General features: G+C 67.3%; 16 protein-coding genes and 1 tRNA gene. 13 read left to right on the top strand and 4 right to left on the bottom strand.

Annotated features, from left to right (window positions below; all coding sequences use genetic code 11):
- Positions 1-38: 38 nt before the first annotated feature.
- Positions 39-542, top strand: coding sequence for a DUF805 domain-containing protein (locus AC6EUH_RS08825; protein ID WP_499738390.1), 504 nt, complete (start codon positions 39-41; stop codon positions 540-542).
- A 253-nt stretch (positions 543-795) separates the two neighbouring features.
- Positions 796-1,197, top strand: coding sequence for a hypothetical protein (locus AC6EUH_RS08820; protein WP_499738389.1), 402 nt, complete (start codon positions 796-798; stop codon positions 1,195-1,197).
- 74 nt (positions 1,198-1,271) lie between these two features.
- On the opposite strand, the gene AC6EUH_RS08815 is transcribed toward AC6EUH_RS08820, so the two are convergent.
- A tRNA-Leu gene (locus AC6EUH_RS08815) sits at positions 1,272-1,354 on the bottom strand.
- A gap of 164 nt (positions 1,355-1,518) precedes the next feature.
- Between AC6EUH_RS08815 and AC6EUH_RS08810 the strand changes: the two genes are divergently transcribed.
- On the top strand, positions 1,519-2,823 hold the full coding sequence (locus AC6EUH_RS08810) for a M20/M25/M40 family metallo-hydrolase (RefSeq protein WP_056429397.1): 1,305 nt from the start codon (positions 1,519-1,521) through the stop codon (positions 2,821-2,823).
- A gap of 19 nt (positions 2,824-2,842) precedes the next feature.
- Positions 2,843-4,054 carry an acyl-CoA dehydrogenase family protein gene (locus AC6EUH_RS08805; protein ID WP_499738388.1) on the top strand — a complete coding sequence of 404 codons (1,212 nt, stop codon included), beginning with the start codon at positions 2,843-2,845 and terminating at the stop codon, positions 4,052-4,054.
- A gap of 75 nt (positions 4,055-4,129) precedes the next feature.
- On the opposite strand, the gene AC6EUH_RS08800 is transcribed toward AC6EUH_RS08805, so the two are convergent.
- The gene (locus tag AC6EUH_RS08800; RefSeq protein WP_024366712.1) at positions 4,130-4,363 is read right to left on the bottom strand and encodes a DUF5703 family protein; all 234 of its coding nucleotides are present in this window, start codon (positions 4,361-4,363) and stop codon (positions 4,130-4,132) included.
- 39 nt (positions 4,364-4,402) lie between these two features.
- On the opposite strand from AC6EUH_RS08800, the gene AC6EUH_RS08795 reads away from it, so the two are divergent.
- The gene (locus tag AC6EUH_RS08795) at positions 4,403-4,669 is read left to right on the top strand and encodes a hypothetical protein (protein ID WP_056429402.1); all 267 of its coding nucleotides are present in this window, start codon (positions 4,403-4,405) and stop codon (positions 4,667-4,669) included.
- A gap of 31 nt (positions 4,670-4,700) precedes the next feature.
- On the opposite strand, the gene AC6EUH_RS08790 is transcribed toward AC6EUH_RS08795, so the two are convergent.
- Complete coding sequence (locus AC6EUH_RS08790) at positions 4,701-5,636, bottom strand: aldo/keto reductase (RefSeq protein ID WP_056429405.1); 936 nt, start codon at positions 5,634-5,636, stop codon at positions 4,701-4,703.
- Positions 5,637-5,688: 52 nt separating this feature from the next.
- Between AC6EUH_RS08790 and AC6EUH_RS08785 the strand changes: the two genes are divergently transcribed.
- Positions 5,689-6,522: an undecaprenyl-diphosphate phosphatase gene (locus tag AC6EUH_RS08785; RefSeq protein WP_499738387.1), complete on the top strand. Its 834-nt coding sequence runs from the start codon at positions 5,689-5,691 to the stop codon at positions 6,520-6,522.
- Between the two features lie 15 nt (positions 6,523-6,537).
- Entirely contained in the window at positions 6,538-7,824 is a 1,287-nt protein-coding gene (gene mshC, locus AC6EUH_RS08780; protein WP_499738386.1) for a cysteine--1-D-myo-inosityl 2-amino-2-deoxy-alpha-D-glucopyranoside ligase, read from the top strand.
- An 86-nt stretch (positions 7,825-7,910) separates the two neighbouring features.
- Here the strand turns inward: mshC and AC6EUH_RS08775 are convergent, their stop codons facing one another.
- Complete coding sequence (locus AC6EUH_RS08775; RefSeq protein ID WP_056429410.1) at positions 7,911-8,816, bottom strand: PAC2 family protein; 906 nt, start codon at positions 8,814-8,816, stop codon at positions 7,911-7,913.
- A 130-nt stretch (positions 8,817-8,946) separates the two neighbouring features.
- On the opposite strand from AC6EUH_RS08775, the gene AC6EUH_RS08770 reads away from it, so the two are divergent.
- The 6 genes from AC6EUH_RS08770 (at position 8,947) to AC6EUH_RS08745 (ending at position 15,942) form a co-directional block, all read left to right on the top strand.
- Positions 8,947-9,693, top strand: a complete 747-nt coding sequence (locus AC6EUH_RS08770) for an HAD family hydrolase (RefSeq protein ID WP_499738385.1) — start codon at positions 8,947-8,949, stop codon at positions 9,691-9,693.
- The gene (locus AC6EUH_RS08765) at positions 9,686-10,894 is read left to right on the top strand and encodes a site-2 protease family protein (protein WP_499738384.1); all 1,209 of its coding nucleotides are present in this window, start codon (positions 9,686-9,688) and stop codon (positions 10,892-10,894) included. The genes AC6EUH_RS08770 and AC6EUH_RS08765 overlap by 8 nt, the downstream gene beginning before the upstream one ends.
- Before the next feature lie 121 nt (positions 10,895-11,015).
- Complete coding sequence (locus tag AC6EUH_RS08760; RefSeq protein WP_499738383.1) at positions 11,016-12,113, top strand: tRNA (adenine-N1)-methyltransferase; 1,098 nt, start codon at positions 11,016-11,018, stop codon at positions 12,111-12,113.
- Positions 12,114-12,195: 82 nt separating this feature from the next.
- Positions 12,196-13,980: a proteasome ATPase gene (gene arc, locus AC6EUH_RS08755; RefSeq protein ID WP_499738382.1), complete on the top strand. Its 1,785-nt coding sequence runs from the start codon at positions 12,196-12,198 to the stop codon at positions 13,978-13,980.
- A gap of 59 nt (positions 13,981-14,039) precedes the next feature.
- On the top strand, positions 14,040-15,650 hold the full coding sequence (gene dop, locus AC6EUH_RS08750) for a depupylase/deamidase Dop (RefSeq protein ID WP_156367573.1): 1,611 nt from the start codon (positions 14,040-14,042) through the stop codon (positions 15,648-15,650).
- Between the two features lie 88 nt (positions 15,651-15,738).
- Positions 15,739-15,942 (top strand): ubiquitin-like protein Pup, encoded by a 204-nt coding sequence (locus AC6EUH_RS08745; protein ID WP_056429993.1) that lies wholly within the window; start codon positions 15,739-15,741, stop codon positions 15,940-15,942.
- The last annotated feature ends 89 nt before the right edge of the window (positions 15,943-16,031 follow it).

Here is a 16,031-nt window from a genome sequence, read left to right as displayed (position 1 = left end):
ACCTCGTTTCATCACACTGACACCATGGGGGAATCACCGTGAGCTATCCGCAATATCCGCAACAGACTCAGCAGCAATCCGGGCAACCGGTCTGGCAGGGCGGCGAACCGCCACTCTGGGCGCCGTACTACGGGGCACCGTTCCCGGCAGCCGTCCGCCGGTTCTTCAAGAAGTACGCCACATTCTCCGGGCGGGCCAGCCGGAGCGAATACTGGTGGTGGGTGCTGGTCTCCTTCATCGTCTCCGCCGTACTGAACGTCATAATGCTCGTGGGCGGTGCCGCCGGCGCCGAAGTGGGAGCCGATGGCACCAGCGTCCCCGGCCCCGGGATGGTGATCGGGCTCATCCTCGCCGCCATCTGGTTCATTGCGGTCATCGTTCCGTCCCTGGCCCTCTCGGTCCGGCGGCTCCACGATGCGAACTTCAGCGGCTGGATGCTGCTCCTCGGTTTCGTACCGTTCGTGGGCGGCATCATCCTGCTCGTCTTTATGGTGATGGAAGCCAAGCCGGCCGGGCAGCGTTTCGACCAGCATGGCTGGTAGCCCGGCTGCAGGGACAGCAAGCTGATCCCGCACGAAGCACCAAAAGTCGAAGGCCCTGCCGACTGCCCAAATCAGTCTGCGGGGCCTTCTGCTTTTGCCGGAATCGCACCGGGCCCTGACGACTGGCTAGACTTCGACAACTGCTGCCGCAGCCAGAGCTGGCCCCGCGGGATGACCACCCAACAGAAGATGTATACGTCTCGTGGTGCGTACCGCCGGATGAAGTATTCCCCGAGCCGATAGGAAAAACCCTGTGAACCCCCTCGACGACCTCAACCAGCGCCTCACCCAACAACTCGAGGAATACCTCTACGGGATCGAGAACCGACCCCCTAATGCGTCACTGTGGCTCACTGTGGTGCTCCAGGGTGCGGTGTGCGCAGCCGTCGGCGGAGGCCTCACCTTCGTCGTGGGTGCCTGCGCCGGCGTCGAGGACGGCTACGCGCTCATGGGCCTCATCGCACTGGGCGGCCTTGCGGGCCTGTGGTGGTGTGTGACTGCCATGCAGCGCCGCGGACGAAGGGTCAAGGAAGAATACGTCCGGCACGGCGGCAATCCTGCCGGAACCAGCGATCTGCTCTTCGGCGCCGTGGTGTACAAGATCATGCCGGACGGCCGGTGGAAGTGGCCGGAACCGAGTTCCAGCAGCGAATGACCTGGCTGCACCGGGTTATCGGGCACGCGAAAAAGGCCCCGGAATCCATGGGATTCCAGGGCCTTTTCCTGTTGTGCGCGGAGGGGGACTTGAACCCCCACCCCCTTTCGAGGACTAGCACCTCAAGCTAGCGCGTCTGCCATTCCGCCACCCGCGCAGGTGGTATTCGGTGAACCATTTCGCCTTTCAGCGTTTTGGATTTCTCCGAAGCAGCGAGAAAGACTCTAGCACGACTTTTCCGGAAACAAATAATCGGGGTCCGGCGGGGTGGTGTGGGTAGGCTGAAGCCAGCAACAGAGCCGACGCCACGAGGAGTTACACATGACTGACATCAGGCCCGAGGACGAAGTCGTCAGAATCTGCCAGGAACTGATCCGGATCGACACCTCCAACTATGGAGACGGGTCCGGCCCGGGGGAGCGGGCGGCTGCCGAATACACCGCGGGGCTGATGACGGAAGTGGGACTGGATGCCGAAATCTTCGAGTCCGCCCCGGGCCGCGCCAGCGTGGTGACCAGGCTGGCCGGCGAGGACCCGTCCGCCAGCGCCCTGGTGGTCCACGGACACCTGGATGTCGTCCCTGCACTCCGCGACCAGTGGTCGGTGGATCCCTTCGGCGCCGAACTCAAGGACGGCATGATCTGGGGCCGCGGCGCCGTGGACATGAAGGACATGGACGCCATGATTCTCGCCGTCCTCAGGAACTTTGCCCGCACCGGCCGCAAACCCAAACGGGACCTGATCTTCGCGTTCTTCGCCGACGAGGAAGCCGGCGGCACCTACGGCGCCCGCTACGCGATCGAGAAGCGCCCCGAGCTCTTCGACGGCGCCACCGAGGCCATTTCCGAGGTCGGCGGCTTCTCCGCCACCATCGGCGGCCAGCGCACCTACCTGCTGCAGACCGCCGAGAAGGGACTGTCCTGGCTCCGGCTCGTCGCCCACGGCCGCGCCGGGCACGGCTCCCAGATCAACACCGACAACGCCGTTACGCGGCTGGCCAGTGCGGTCTCCCGCATCGGGGAATACCGCTGGCCGGTGGAGCTGACCCCCACCACCCGGCAGTTCCTCGACGGCGTGACGGAACTCACGGGTGTGGAATTCGATCCCGACGATCCCGACAAGATCCTCAAGGAGCTCGGCACGGTGGCCCGGTTTGTCGGCGCCACCTTGCAGAACACCACCAACCCCACGCTGCTCAAGGGCGGCTACAAGCACAATGTGATCCCCGAATCGGCGGAGGCCCTCATCGACTGCCGGACCCTGCCCGGCCAGGAGGAGCACGTCCTCGAGATCGTCCGCGAACTCGCCGGCACCGGCGTGGACGTCAGCTACGTCCACAACGACGTCTCCCTCGAGGTTCCGTTCGCCGGGAATCTCGTGGACTCCATGATCGACGCCCTGCACGCCGAGGACCCGGGAGCCAAGGTCCTGCCCTACACACTCTCCGGCGGCACGGACAACAAGTCCCTCAGCCGTCTGGGCATCACCGGCTACGGCTTCGCCCCGCTCCAGCTCCCGGACGAACTGGACTTCACGGGGATGTTCCACGGAGTGGACGAACGCGTCCCCACCGAATCCCTGAAGTTCGGTGCACGCGTGCTGGACACCCTGCTCACCAACTACTAAGGCCCGGTAGACACCACACATGAGCCCTGACGATTCCCTGCCTGCGGCCTTGCCCGCAGCCTTGCCCGACGCCCTGTCTGAAGTCCTGCCCGATGACCTGCTCGAACGGATCCGGGGGCGCGCGGCGGGTTATGACCGGGACAACGCCTTCTTCCACGAGGATCTTGAGGAGCTGGCCGCGGCCGGCTATCTGAAGATCTTCGTCCCGGCGGCCGACGGCGGGCTGGGACTCGGGCTCGCGGCGGCAGCGCAGCTGCAGCGCCGGCTGGCGACGGCGGCCCCGGCCTCCGCACTGGCCATCAACGTGCACCTGGTGTGGACCGGCGTCGCGCATGTCCTGGCCGCCCGCGGCGACGCCTCACTGGATTTTGTCCTCAAGGAGGCCGCGCAGGGCGAAATCTTCGCGTTCGGCAACTCGGAGGCGGGGAACGACTCGGTGCTCTTCGACTCCCGCACCACGGCCGTGCCGGACTCAGGCGGCGGCTACGCGTTCACCGGCCGCAAGATCTTCACGAGCCTCTCACCGGCGTGGACCCGGCTGGGGATATTCGGCAAGGACACCTCGGCCGGCGACGGCGAGGGGCAGCTGGTCCACGGCTTCATCACCAGGGATACCCCCGGCTACGAGATCCTGGCCGACTGGGACACCCTGGGCATGCGCGCCAGCCAGTCGAACACTACGGTCCTGGACGGGGCGGTGGTGCCCGCCGAGCGGATTTTCCGGAAGCTGCCGGTCGGCCCGAACGCGGATCCGCTGATCTTCGCCATCTTCGCCTGCTTCGAGACGCTGCTGGCCGCCGTGTACACGGGCATCGGCGAACGGGCCCTGACCCTCGGCGTTGAGGCCGTGAAGGGCCGGACTTCGTTCAAGAACGGCGGGCGCAGCTATGCCCAGGATCCGGACATCCGCTGGAAGGTGGCCGACGCGGCGATGGCGATGGACGCCCTGTATCCGCAACTGTCGGGCGTCGCCGCCGACGTCGACGCACTCGCCGAACATGGCGGCCAGTGGTTCCCGAAGCTGGTGGGGCTGAAAGTCAGAGCGACGGAGACGGCCCGCACCGTCGTGGACCTGGCCATCCGGGTCTCCGGGGGCTCCAGCTACTTCCGCGGCTCGGAGCTGGAGCGGCTGTACCGCGACGTGCTGGCAGGAATGTTCCACCCCTCAGACGACGAGTCGGCGCACAACACAGTGGCCAACGCGTGGTTGGGACCCCTCGAAACGGCGTAAACGCTGGAGTCCAGAACCCCTAAACGGTCCTCTGGACTCCAGAACCCCTAAACGGTCCTCTGTACTCCAGAACCCTTAAACGGTCCTCTGGACCTGGGTAACCCGTCGGCGCAGCCAGAAGCGGCGTCCGCCGCCCAGATACAGCACACTGCGCTCCAGTTCCCACTTGCCGTACTCGGAGTGCTCCACCAGGCGGCGGCGCGCCTCGGGCAGGGAATCCTCAGGACTTACCGTCAGTACGAGGTACTCGTACTGCCTCACATAGTCCCGTTCCCGCCGGACTGAACTGCTGAGAAAATGTTCCTTCATTGCTCTCCATTTTCTTCCTTTTCCGGCTAACGTGAAGTCATGAGCATCGATCCGCGTGTCGCGCTTCAGTCCCTGACGTCTGCCCTGGAAGAACACCTCGCCGCCGCGTCGGCGCGCCGGGGGGCCGGGGATCCGGCGGTCGAGGCAGCGTTCTTCGCCGTTGCTGATGCCTTTGAAGTCTACGACGACTCGCTCTACGAAGCGTACGGCGAAGTGACGCCGCTTGAAGTGATCGATGACGACAGCGACGAGGATGAGGACGAGGACGTCGACGACGAGGAAGACCTCGAGATCCTCCAGGACTAAGTCCGGCCGTGAGGCCAGCCAAATAGTCCGGTCAGGCGGGGTTTGACACGTCCTCCAGGGCCTGGGCGATCTGCGGCGGGAGCGGCGCCAGCGTTGAATCCATAATCTCCTTGAGCTGCACCGGCGTACGCGCCCCCACAATCGCCGTCGCGACGCCGGGCTGTGACAGCAGCCAGCTCAGCGAAACGTCCAGGGACGTCCGCCCCAAGCCTTTCGCCGCCATCGCCACGGCCTCCACCACGCTGGACGCAGCACCCTCAAGGTACGGTTCCACATAGCCGGCCAGCCGCGCTTGCGCCGCCCGCGAATCCGCAGGGATATGGCCGCGGTACTTGCCGCTCAACACCCCGCGCCCCAGCGGCCCCCACGCCATCAGGCCCAGGCCTGCGTCCTCGATGGCGGGGACCAGTTCAGTTTCGGGGGAGCGGTGCAGGAGGGAGTATTCCGACTGGTTCGCGACCAGCGGAAAACCCGCGACGGCGGCGGCCTTCGCCGTCTGCCAGCTGTTGAAGTTGGACACACCCGCGTAGCGGGCGCGGCCCGTGCGCACGGCGAATTCGAGCGCGGACAGGGTCTCCTCCAGCGGGACGTTGGGGTCCCAGGCATGCGCGAACCAGAGGTCCACGTAGTCGGTGCCGAGCCGGGCAAGGCTGGCGTCCAGGCCGGAGAGCATCCCGTTCCGGGAGGTGTCGACGCTGCGCCGGCCATCCGACGTCGCAAGTCCCGCTTTGGTGGAGATGACCACCTCGGAACGGGCGACGACGTCGCCCAGCATTCCGCCCAGCATTGCCTCCGCCTGGCCGTCGCCGTAGGACGCGGCCGTGTCGATCAGGGTTCCGCCGCCGTCCACAAAGGTACGGAGCAGGGCCGAGGCATCCTGCTCATCGGTTTCCCGGGCCCAGGACAGGGTGCCGAGGGAAACGGAGGACACACGCAACCCACTGTTGCCGACATAACGCTGCTGCATGTCAGCTAGCTTACGGGGATTCGGAATGCTTCATGACGTAGGGTCTATCTACGTGAACTGGTTTGAAGCGGCCTTTCTAGGCCTTGTGCAGGGACTGACTGAATTCCTCCCAATTTCCTCGAGTGCCCATCTGCGGATTGTTGGCTCTTTCCTCCCGAACGCGGCGGATCCCGGGGCCGCGTTTACCGCCATCACGCAGCTCGGCACGGAAACCGCCGTGGTGGTGTACTTCTGGCGCGACATTGTGCGGATTGTCAAAGCCTGGGCCGGATCACTGACCGGCAAAGTCTCCCGGCAGGACCCGGACGCCCGGATGGGCTGGCTGGTGATACTGGGCAGCCTGCCGATCATCGTCCTGGGGCTGCTGTTCCAGGACCAGATCGAATCCGTGCTACGCAGCCTTTGGATCGTCGCCACCATGCTGATCGTCTTCGGCATGATCCTTGCCGTCGCCGACGCCGTCGGACGCCAGGACCGCGACCTGACCAAGCTGACCTACAAGCACGGCATTCTCTACGGCCTGGCGCAGGCCCTGGCCCTGATCCCCGGGGTCTCCCGCTCCGGCGGCACCATCACCGCGGGGCTGCTGATGGGCTACACCCGCGAAGCGGCCGCCCGCTATTCCTTCCTGCTCGCGATCCCGGCCGTGTTCGGCAGCGGCCTGTACCAGCTTTACAAGGTGGTCTCCCAGGATGGCGTCACCGGACCGTACAGCCTCCCGGAAACGGCCCTCGCCACGGCCGTTGCCTTCGTGGTGGGGTACATCATCATCGGCTGGTTCCTGAAGTACGTCTCGACGCACAGCTACCGGCTTTTCGTCTGGTACCGGATTCTCCTCGGCCTGGCCCTGTACCTGCTCCTCGGTTTCAACGTCATCAGCGCGTAGCACTAGGCTTGGGCTGTGAAGTCTTGGATCTCCCGCCCCGTTCCCCAGCTCCCCGGCAGCATGCCTGCCCTCCGCCTCTTCGACACTGCCAAGGGCAGTATGGTCACCCTCGGCGCAGCGGGCGAACAGTCCATGTACGTCTGCGGCATCACCCCGTATGACGCCACCCATATGGGCCACGCGGCCAGCTACGTCGCCTTCGACCTGCTCAACCGAGCCTGGCGGGACGGCAGGCAACAGGTCTCCTACGTGCAGAACGTCACCGACGTCGACGACCCCCTGCTGGAACGAGCGACGGCGACCGGCGTGGACTGGCGCGACCTCGCCGCCAGCCAGATCGAGCTCTTCCAGACGGACATGGAAGCCCTCAACGTCCTCGCCCCGGACCACTATGTGGGCGCCGTCGAAGCCGTACCCATGATTGTGCCCGCGATCGAACAGCTCGTGGAACGCGGCCTCGCGTACCGGGTGGCCGGCTCCGACGGCGAGCCCGACGGCGACGTCTATTACGACGTCGAGGCCGCCGGCAAACACTCCGCCGAGGCCACCGACGCCTGGACCCTCGGCGCCATCTCCGGATTGTCCGACGCCGAGATGCTGGAGCTCTTCGCCGAACGCGGCGGCGATCCCGGCCGCGCCGGCAAACGCCAGGCGCTGGATCCCCTGCTCTGGCGGGTGGCCCGCGAGGGCGAACCCAGCTGGCCCGGCGGCGAACTGGGGGAGGGCCGGCCCGGCTGGCACATCGAATGCACCGTCATAGCCCAGCAGTACCTGCCCGCACCGTTCACGGTGCAGGGCGGCGGCTCGGACCTCATTTTCCCGCACCACGAGATGGGCGCCGGGCACGCCTATTCGCTGTCCGGCGTGCCGCTGGCCCAACACTTCGCGCACGCCGGCATGGTGGGGCTCGACGGGGAAAAGATGAGCAAGTCCAAGGGAAACCTGGTCCTCGTCTCCAGGCTCCGCGCCGCCGGCGAGGAACCGGCAGCAATCCGGCTGGCCATCCTGGCCCACCACTACCGCAGCGACTGGTCCTGGACCGAGGCCGGGTTCGCCGAGGCCAAGGAGCGGCTCCGCGTATGGCGGGCAGCCCTCGCCGCGGCCCCCGGCGGCTCAGCAGCCGGGCTGGTGTCACGGATGCGGGCTGAGCTGTCCAACGACCTGAACGCCCCCGGGGCCGTCGCCGCCGTCGATGAGTGGGCCCGGGCGGCCCTCGCGGACGGCCGCGCCGCGGCACCCGATGCCACAGACGCCGCGCTGGTCAGCGACGCCGTCAACGCGCTGCTCGGCGTTGAACTCTAGGGCGTCGAACCCTACGGGGGGTGGAACTCTGCGGGGGTCGTTCCCTAGGCGTTGAACACCAGGGCGTCGGACCCGAGCGTTGAACCCTAGGGTTTGTCCTTGCCGCGGCGCTTGAGGTAGCGCTCGAATTCCCGGGCGATCGACTCGCCGCTGGCCTCCGGGAGGTCGGCGGTGTCCTTCGCTTCCTCCAGCTGGCGCACGTACGCCGCGATCTCGGGGTCTTCGGTGGCCAGCTCATCCACGCCGCGCTCCCACGCGTCCGACTCCTCGACAAGGTCCTGCGTGTCGAGCGGAACCTGCAGCAGCTCCTCAATCCGGTGCAGGAGCGCCAGCTGGGCCTTGGGGGAGGGCGCCTGGGCGACATAGTGCGGCACGGCGGCCCAGAGCGAGACCGTGGGCAGGCCAGCCAGCAGCGCGACCTCGGCGAGTACCCCGACGATCCCCACCGGACCCTCGTACTGCGACGCCTCAAGGTCCATCCGCTCGCGCAGCGCAGGGTCATCGGTGGAGGAACTCACCGGAATCGGCCGGCTGTGCGGCACGTCAGCCAGGAGGGCACCGACCAGGATCACGTAGTCCACATGGAGCGCCTCGGCATGGACCAGCAGTTCGGCGGTGTACGCCCGCCACTTATAAGACGGTTCGGTGCCCTGAACGAAGATGACGTCCACGTTGGAGTCGGGAACACTGGCTTTGAAGATCCGGGTGGAGGGCCACTTGATCTTCCTCTCACCGGTTGCCGTGCGGCGGATCGTGGGCCGGGTGAACTGGAAATCGTAGTATTCGTCGGCGTCGATGGACCCGACCTTCTTGCCGCCCCAGAGCTTGTTCAGGTAGCGCAAGGCATCACTGGCCGCTTCCCCGGCGTCGTTCCATCCTTCGAAGGCCGCGAGCAGCACCGTGACGCGCTGGCCCTCGGGTACAGGCTGCAGCAGCCGTTCCGGCTCGGGCACGTCGCCCGTTTCCGCGGGGTCTACCTCGAAGCTATTCATCCCTTCACCCTACGTCCAAGGACCCGGGCCACGCATGGAATGAAGCGCCGGGAATCGCAGACGCGCAGGTGATATTCGCCGTAGGCGTAGTCACAGGCCCCTCGCAGGGCCGCACCGTAGACTGGAAAGCATGCAATCCTCAGCTGCCCAGCCCCTCCTCAAAGCCGCTCTCTGGGACATGGACGGCACCATCGTCGACACGGAGCCGTACTGGATTGAGGCCGAGCACGCCCTGGTCACCGCGCACGGCGGGCAGTGGTCCCATGAGAAGGCCATGCAGCTGGTGGGCCAGTCCCTTGTCTTCTCCGCGGGCATCCTGCAGGACGCCGGCGTCCGGCTCGACCGCCGCGAGATCATCGACATCCTGACCGCCCACGTCGTCAGCCAGGTCCGCACGTCCGTGCCATGGCGGCCCGGCGCCCGTGAACTGCTGGAAGAACTCCACACAGCGGGTATCCGGTGTGTCCTCGTGACCATGTCCGAGGCGCCGCTGGCGCGGGAAATCGTCGCCAGCCTGCCCAAGCCCTACTTCGATTTCCTCGTCACCGGCGACACCGTCACCCAAGGCAAGCCACATCCCGAGGCCTATCTGACGGCGGTGGAACTGCTACAGGAGCAGGACCCGGACCTCGGGCTCCACCACTGCATCGCACTGGAGGACTCCGCACCGGGCGTGGCCGCCGCCGTCGCCTCCGGCGTGCTGACCGTCGCCATTCCGCACATCGTGCCCCTCCCGCACGACCCGCGCCGCGCCATGTGGGACACCCTGGAAGGACGGACCGTGGCCGACCTCGAAGAGCTCGTCGCCCTGCGCCACGAGTTCCCGGACGCCACCTTCGGCCTGGCCCGCGCCGGGCAGGATCCCGTCCATGACTGACACCGACACCCGCGGCCGCAGCGGGCAGGACCCCCAGAAGCAAAGCCGGAAAGAGGGAATCCCGCTGGGCCGCATCGCCGGCATCCCGGTGATCCTGGCCTACTCGTGGTTCATCATCGCGGCGTTCACGGTGATCGTCTACGGCCCGGTGCTGCGGGCCAACAACCCTGAGCTGGGCCTCGGCGCCTACGTCGTGGCGTTCGCCTACGCCCTCCTGCTGCTGGTTTCGGTCCTCGCGCATGAGCTCGCGCACGCGCTGACCGCCAAAATCTACCGCTGGCCCAGCGAAAAGATCGTCCTCAACCTCTGGGGCGGGCACACCCAGTTCGAGAGCTTCACCGCCTCACCCGGCCGTTCCGTCCTCGTCGCGATGGCCGGCCCGGCAGCGAACTTCGTCCTGGCCGCCGGGGGCTGGCTGGTGCTGACCGGCGGCGACCTCACGGGGGTCGCGGCCATCCTGGCCAATATCTTTGTCTGGGCCAACCTGCTGATCGGCCTCTTCAACGTGCTTCCCGGGTTGCCGCTCGACGGCGGACGCCTCGTCGAATCCGCGGTCTGGAAACTCACCGGCAGCCAGGAGAAGGGCACCGTGGCTGCCGGCTGGGGCGGTCGGATCATCGTGATCGGCCTCGTGGGCTGGTTTGTTGTCCTGCCCCTGCTCAGCGGCCGTGAGCCGGACACGTCACTCGTGCTCATCACGATCCTGGTCTGCGGCTTTTTGTGGATGGGGGCCAGCGCCTCGATCCGGCAGGCCCGGCTGCGGGGCCGGGTGCCGCTCGTGGAGGCCGGTGCCCTCGCCGAGCCGGCGGTGGGCCTGCCGGAGTCGGCCACCGTGGCCGACATGCTGGCCCTTGCGCCGGTCCCATCCACCGGGGCGGCCCCCGCCGTCGTGCTGTACCGCCCCGACGGGCGGCCGGCCGCCGTGGTCGACGCCGGCGCGGTCGCCACGGTTCCCGCGGCAGCCACCGCCGCCACGCCCCTGACCGCCGTGTCCTACGCCCTCGGCGCGGGCGCTTACGTGCCTGAGTGGTCCCGGGGGCAGGAGCTGATCCAGTACCTGGCCCAACTCGAGGGCCTGGAGTACGCCGTCGTCGACCGCGACGGAACCGTCACCGGGCTGCTCCGGCAAGCCGCTGTCCTGGGCGCCCTCACGGGCAAGGGTCCCGGCGCCGGCAAGCGGACGGACGGCCAAAGCCGGTAGAGTTACCTGCCGGTCGTGTATTTCCGGGCCCGAGCCCCGGACACGAACCGCCGGGCACGAGCCGCCGGACCGCCGGCACCATCCGCGGCCACACAGCTTCACAGGATTGAGGAACATTTTCATGAGCAGCGACACCGCCGCCGGCATCAGCCCGGACGACGCCGGTACAGCCGGCAGCGCAGCAACCACCACCGCCCAGGCGTCCGGTACCGCAAATGCCGCCGCCCCGGTAGGCGCTGCGCGCCGCCGCGGGCCGTTCCGGGAAGGCGAGCGAGTGCAGCTCACCGACGAGCGCGGCCGCATGAACACGATCAGCCTCGAGGCCGGCGGGGCGTTCCACACGCACCGCGGCTTCCTCAACCACGACGAGATCATCGGCAAGCCGGACGGCTCCGTGGTGGTCAACAACGTCGGTCAGCAGTACCAGACCCTGCGGCCCCTGCTGTCGGACTTCGTCCTCTCGATGCCACGCGGCGCAGCCGTCGTCTACCCCAAGGATGCCGGCCAGATCGTCACCATGGCGGACATCTTCCCGGGCGCACGCGTCGTCGAAGCCGGCGTCGGCTCCGGGGCACTGTCCATCTCGCTGCTCCGCGCGGTCGGGGACAACGGTTTCCTGCACTCGTTCGAGCGGCGTGAGGAATTCGCCGACATCGCCCGCGGCAACGTCGAAACGATCTTCGGCGGCCCGCACCCGGCCTGGCAGATCTCGCTCGGCGACTTCCAGGAGGAAGTGGTCCGCACCGAGGAGCCCGGCTCCGTGGACCGTGTGGTCCTGGACATGCTGGCACCATGGGAATGCCTCGACGCTGTCGCCACCGTGCTGGCCCCGGGCGGCGTGTGGATCAACTACGTCGCCACCGTGACCCAGCTGTCCCGGACCGCGGAGGCCATCCGCGCCGACGGCCGCTTCACCGAACCCGACGCCTGGGAATCCATGGTCCGCGGCTGGCACCTCGAAGGCCTGGCGGTCCGCCCGGACCACCGGATGGTCGCGCACACCGGCTTCCTGCTGGTCACCCGGCGGCTGGCCGACGGTGTCACCGGCATCTCGGTCAAGCGCCGCCCGTCCAAGACGGACTTCAACGAAGAGGACGTCAATGCCTGGACGCCGGGGGCCGTGGGGGAGCGCGCCGTGTCGGACAAGAAGCTGCGCCGGGCCGCCCGGGACGCCATTGCCGGGACCAACGTCAAGGACGATCCGGATATTACGAAGTAGTCCGCATTTCGGAAGTCTTCAGCGGCACCCGGCTTCTTGGGGCTAATGTCTTAATAGAAGCGTAGGAAGGGGCTGATGCACGATGGAGACTCCGAATACCGATCCGGGCCGGACACCGGCAGAGGACGCGGCAGGGCAGGCACGGGCCGAAGGCGACCGCCAGGGCGCCGGTGAACTGTCCGTGGCCGAGCGGCAGGTCAATATCCTTCGGGACAAACTCCGCCATATTGACCGCCAGCTCGCCGCCGCCACGCAGAACAACTCCAAGCTGGTCACGATGCTGGAGGCCGCCAAGCAGGAAATCCTCCGGCTGAAGAACGCCCTCGACCAGGAGGGCCAACCGCCGTACAGCTTCGGCACGGTACTGCAGCTGAACCCGAAACGCCATCCCTCCGCCGGCAACGGCGGGCAGGCCGCCACTGAGGAATCGGTGGACATCTTCAACGCCGGACGCAAGATGCGCGTCGGAATCAGCCCGCTGGTCAACATGAACCAGTTGGCCGTCGGCCAGGAAGTCCTCCTCAACGAGGCGCTGCTGGTGGTGGCCGGGCTGGGCTACGAGCGGGCCGGGGACCTGGTGACGCTGAAGGAAATGCTGGGCGCGGACCGTGCACTGGTGGTGGGCCGCGCGGACGAGGAACGGGTCGTCCGGCTCTCCGGCGCCCTGCTCGCGCAGAAGCTCCGGGTCGGCGACGCCCTCTCGATCGATTCCCGCACCGGCTACGCCCTCGAGAAGATCCCGCGCTCCGAGGTCGAAAACCTCGTCCTCGAAGAAGTGCCGGACATCACCTACCAGGACATCGGCGGGCTGGGACCGCAGATCGAACAGATCCGCGACGCCGTGGAACTTCCGTTCCTGCACCCGGACCTGTACCGCGAACACGGCCTCAAGGCGCCCAAGGGCATCCTGCTCTACGGCCCGCCGGGCTGCGGCAAAACGCTCATCGCCAAGGCCGTTGCCAACTCCCTCGCGGCCCGGGCCGCCGAACGCACCGGCAAAACGGACATGAAGAGCTACTTCCTGAACATCAAGGGCCCGGAACTGCTGGACAAGTACGTCGGCGAGACCGAACGCCACATCCGGCTGATCTTCGCCCGTGCCCGGGAGAAGGCCTCCGAGGGCAGCCCCGTGGTGGTGTTCTTCGACGAAATGGACTCGCTGTTCCGCACCCGCGGCACCGGCATCTCCTCCGACGTCGAAACGACCATCGTCCCGCAGCTCCTCAGCGAGATCGACGGCGTGGAGCGGCTCGACAACGTGATCGTCATCGGTGCGTCCAACCGCGAAGACATGATCGACCCTGCGATCCTCAGGCCGGGCCGGCTGGACGTCAAGGTCAAGATCCACCGCCCCGACGCGGAAGCCGCCGCGGACATCTTCAACAAGTACATCACCGCTGACCTGCCCTTCCACGAGTCCGACCTCGCCGAGCACCAGGGCGATGTCCAGGCCACTGTGGATGCGATGGTCCAGCGCACCGTCGAGGCCATGTACTCCACCGACAAGTCCAACGAATACCTCGAGGTCACCTACGCCAACGGCGACACCGAAATGCTCTACTTCAAGGACTTCAACTCCGGCGCCGTGGTGCAGAACGTTGTGGACCGGGCCAAGAAATACGCCATCAAGGACCTGCTGACCGTGGGCCAGAAGGGCATCCGGATCGACCACCTGCTGCGCGCCGTCGTCGACGAATTCCGCGAGCACGAGGACATGCCCAACACCACCAACCCCGACGACTGGGCACGGATCTCGGGCAAGAAGGGCGAACGCATCACCTACATCCGCACCATCGTCCAGGGCAAGGCCGGACAGGAACCCGGCAAGTCCATCGAGACAATGCCGAACACGGGCCAGTACCTGTGACGGCTGGTGTGCCCGGCAAGCCGGCCGGCGTGTCCGGCGGGCTGCCGGTCGGCGGTGCCATGCGGGTGATGGGCTCGGAGACGGAGTACGGCATTCATGCACCCTCCGCACCCGGCGCCAACGCCACGATGATGTCCGCCCGGGTGATCCAGGCCTACGCCCAGGTGACCAGGCAGCGCGCAGCCGGAGGAGCCGAAACCCGCTGGGACTACACCGACGAGGAACCGCTGCACGATGCCCGCGGGTGGACGCTGGAGCGCAGCCAGGCCGACCCAGACCAGCTGACCGACCAGCCTCCCGTCCTCGACGCCGAGGCCGTCGCCCTAGCGTACGGGCGGCAAGAACTTGAGGCCGACGGCGAGGACGAATCCGGGACCCTGCTGATGAACATGGTCCTCGGCAACGGCGCCCGGCTGTACGTCGACCATGCCCACCCCGAGTACTCCAGCCCGGAAGTGACCAGCCCGCTCGACGCCGTCGCCTGGGATGCCGCAGGCGACCTCGTGGCCCTGGCCGCGGTGCGCCGGCTGGCGGCCGACCCTGAACTGCCCCCCATCAATCTTTACAAGAACAACACCGACAACAAGTCCGTCTCCTACGGGTCCCACGAGAACTACCTGATGCCGCGGAACGTCCCGTTCGGGGACATTGTCCGCGGGCTGACACCGTTCTTCGTCACCCGGCAGATTATCTGCGGGGCGGGCCGGGTCGGCATGAAACAGGACGGGTCACGCCCCGGGTACCAGATCAGCCAGCGGGCGGATTTTTTTGAGACCGAAGTCGGCCTCGAGACCACCATCCGCCGCCCCATCATCAACACCCGCGACGAACCCCATGCGACGGCGGACAAGTACCGGCGGCTGCACGTCATCATCGGCGACGCCAATCTCAGCCAGGCCTCCAACTACCTCAAATTCGGGGCCACCGCGATGGTGCTGAGCCTGATCGAGGCCGGCCTGGCCCCCAAGCTTGAAGTCCACGAGCCGGTGGCCGCGCTTCAGGCCGTCAGCCATGACACCTCGCTGACGGCCACGCTGCGGCTGCTCGACGGACGGCGGATCACCGCCCTGGACCTGCAGTGGATCTATTACGAAGCGGCCGCGAAGCACGCCCAGGACACCGGTGTCGCCGACGCCGTGGACGGGGACGGGCACACGCATCAAGTCCTGGAACGCTGGTCGGCGACGCTGACGGAACTGGGCAGCGACCGCGCGGCCGCCGCGTCCTCCGTGGAGTGGCTCGCAAAGCTCTCCCTGCTGGAGGGCTACCGGGACCGCGACGGGCTGGACTGGGGCCACGCACGGCTGGGCCTCGTGGACCTGCAGTGGGCGGATATCAGGCCCGAAAAGGGGCTTTACTACCGCATGCTGGCACGGGACCGCATGCAGCGGCTCGTCGACGACACCAGGATCCAGCGGGCGGTCACCGAACCGCCGTCGGACACCCGGGCGTTCTTCCGCGGCCGCTGCATCAGCCGCTTCGGAGCAGACGTGGTCGGCGCCAGCTGGGACTCCGTGATCTTCGATGTGCCCGGCCGCGGCAGGCTGCAACGGGTCCCCACCCGGGAGCCGCTGCGCGGAACCGAGGCACTCACCGGCGGGCTCTTCGCCCGCCACCGGGAGGCCGGACCGTTCCTCTCCGAGCTGCTGGGACTCCCACCCGGTTCCTAGGAACAAAGCGCCCCGCAGAGCCCCCTGGCGTGGCAATATGGCTTACAGGAAGTCCCTCGCCACGGGGGACGGACAGAAGGAGAAAACAATGGCAGGCCAGGAGCAGCAACAGCCGAAGTCGCGGGACACCGAGGTCGACGAGGACGTCCCCGCCGCCCCGCCGGCTCCCGCCGAGGGACAGGCGTCGGCCGCCACCCAGGGCGTCGACGATCTCCTCGATGAGATCGACGGAGTGCTGGAGTCCAACGCCGAGGAATTCGTCCGCGCGTTCGTCCAAAAGGGCGGCCAGTAGAACGGCCAGGGCACGGCGGCCCACGGGTTGCGCCGGGACAGGGCTGAGGGCCGGAAGTCGTTGATTCACTACGTTGAGGGAGTGCACCA

Source organism: Arthrobacter sp. 001422645 (genome assembly GCF_059816125.1).
The sequence above is the reverse complement of the archived record's forward strand: the minus strand, read 5'-3'. Positions and strand labels throughout refer to the sequence as shown.

Coding starts and splice junctions, on each gene's coding strand:
- AC6EUH_RS08745 (WP_056429993.1), top strand. CDS start 15,739: ATGGCAGGCCAGGAGCAGCAACAGCCGAAGTCGCGGGACACCGAGGTC.
- AC6EUH_RS08765 (WP_499738384.1), top strand. CDS start 9,686: ATGACTGACACCGACACCCGCGGCCGCAGCGGGCAGGACCCCCAGAAG.
- arc (WP_499738382.1), top strand. CDS start 12,196: ATGGAGACTCCGAATACCGATCCGGGCCGGACACCGGCAGAGGACGCG.
- AC6EUH_RS08770 (WP_499738385.1), top strand. CDS start 8,947: ATGCAATCCTCAGCTGCCCAGCCCCTCCTCAAAGCCGCTCTCTGGGAC.
- AC6EUH_RS08805 (WP_499738388.1), top strand. CDS start 2,843: ATGAGCCCTGACGATTCCCTGCCTGCGGCCTTGCCCGCAGCCTTGCCC.
- AC6EUH_RS08800 (WP_024366712.1), bottom strand. CDS start 4,363: ATGAAGGAACATTTTCTCAGCAGTTCAGTCCGGCGGGAACGGGACTAT.
- AC6EUH_RS08760 (WP_499738383.1), top strand. CDS start 11,016: ATGAGCAGCGACACCGCCGCCGGCATCAGCCCGGACGACGCCGGTACA.
- dop (WP_156367573.1), top strand. CDS start 14,040: ATGCGGGTGATGGGCTCGGAGACGGAGTACGGCATTCATGCACCCTCC.
- AC6EUH_RS08810 (WP_056429397.1), top strand. CDS start 1,519: ATGACTGACATCAGGCCCGAGGACGAAGTCGTCAGAATCTGCCAGGAA.
- AC6EUH_RS08795 (WP_056429402.1), top strand. CDS start 4,403: ATGAGCATCGATCCGCGTGTCGCGCTTCAGTCCCTGACGTCTGCCCTG.
- AC6EUH_RS08775 (WP_056429410.1), bottom strand. CDS start 8,816: ATGAATAGCTTCGAGGTAGACCCCGCGGAAACGGGCGACGTGCCCGAG.
- AC6EUH_RS08790 (WP_056429405.1), bottom strand. CDS start 5,636: ATGCAGCAGCGTTATGTCGGCAACAGTGGGTTGCGTGTGTCCTCCGTT.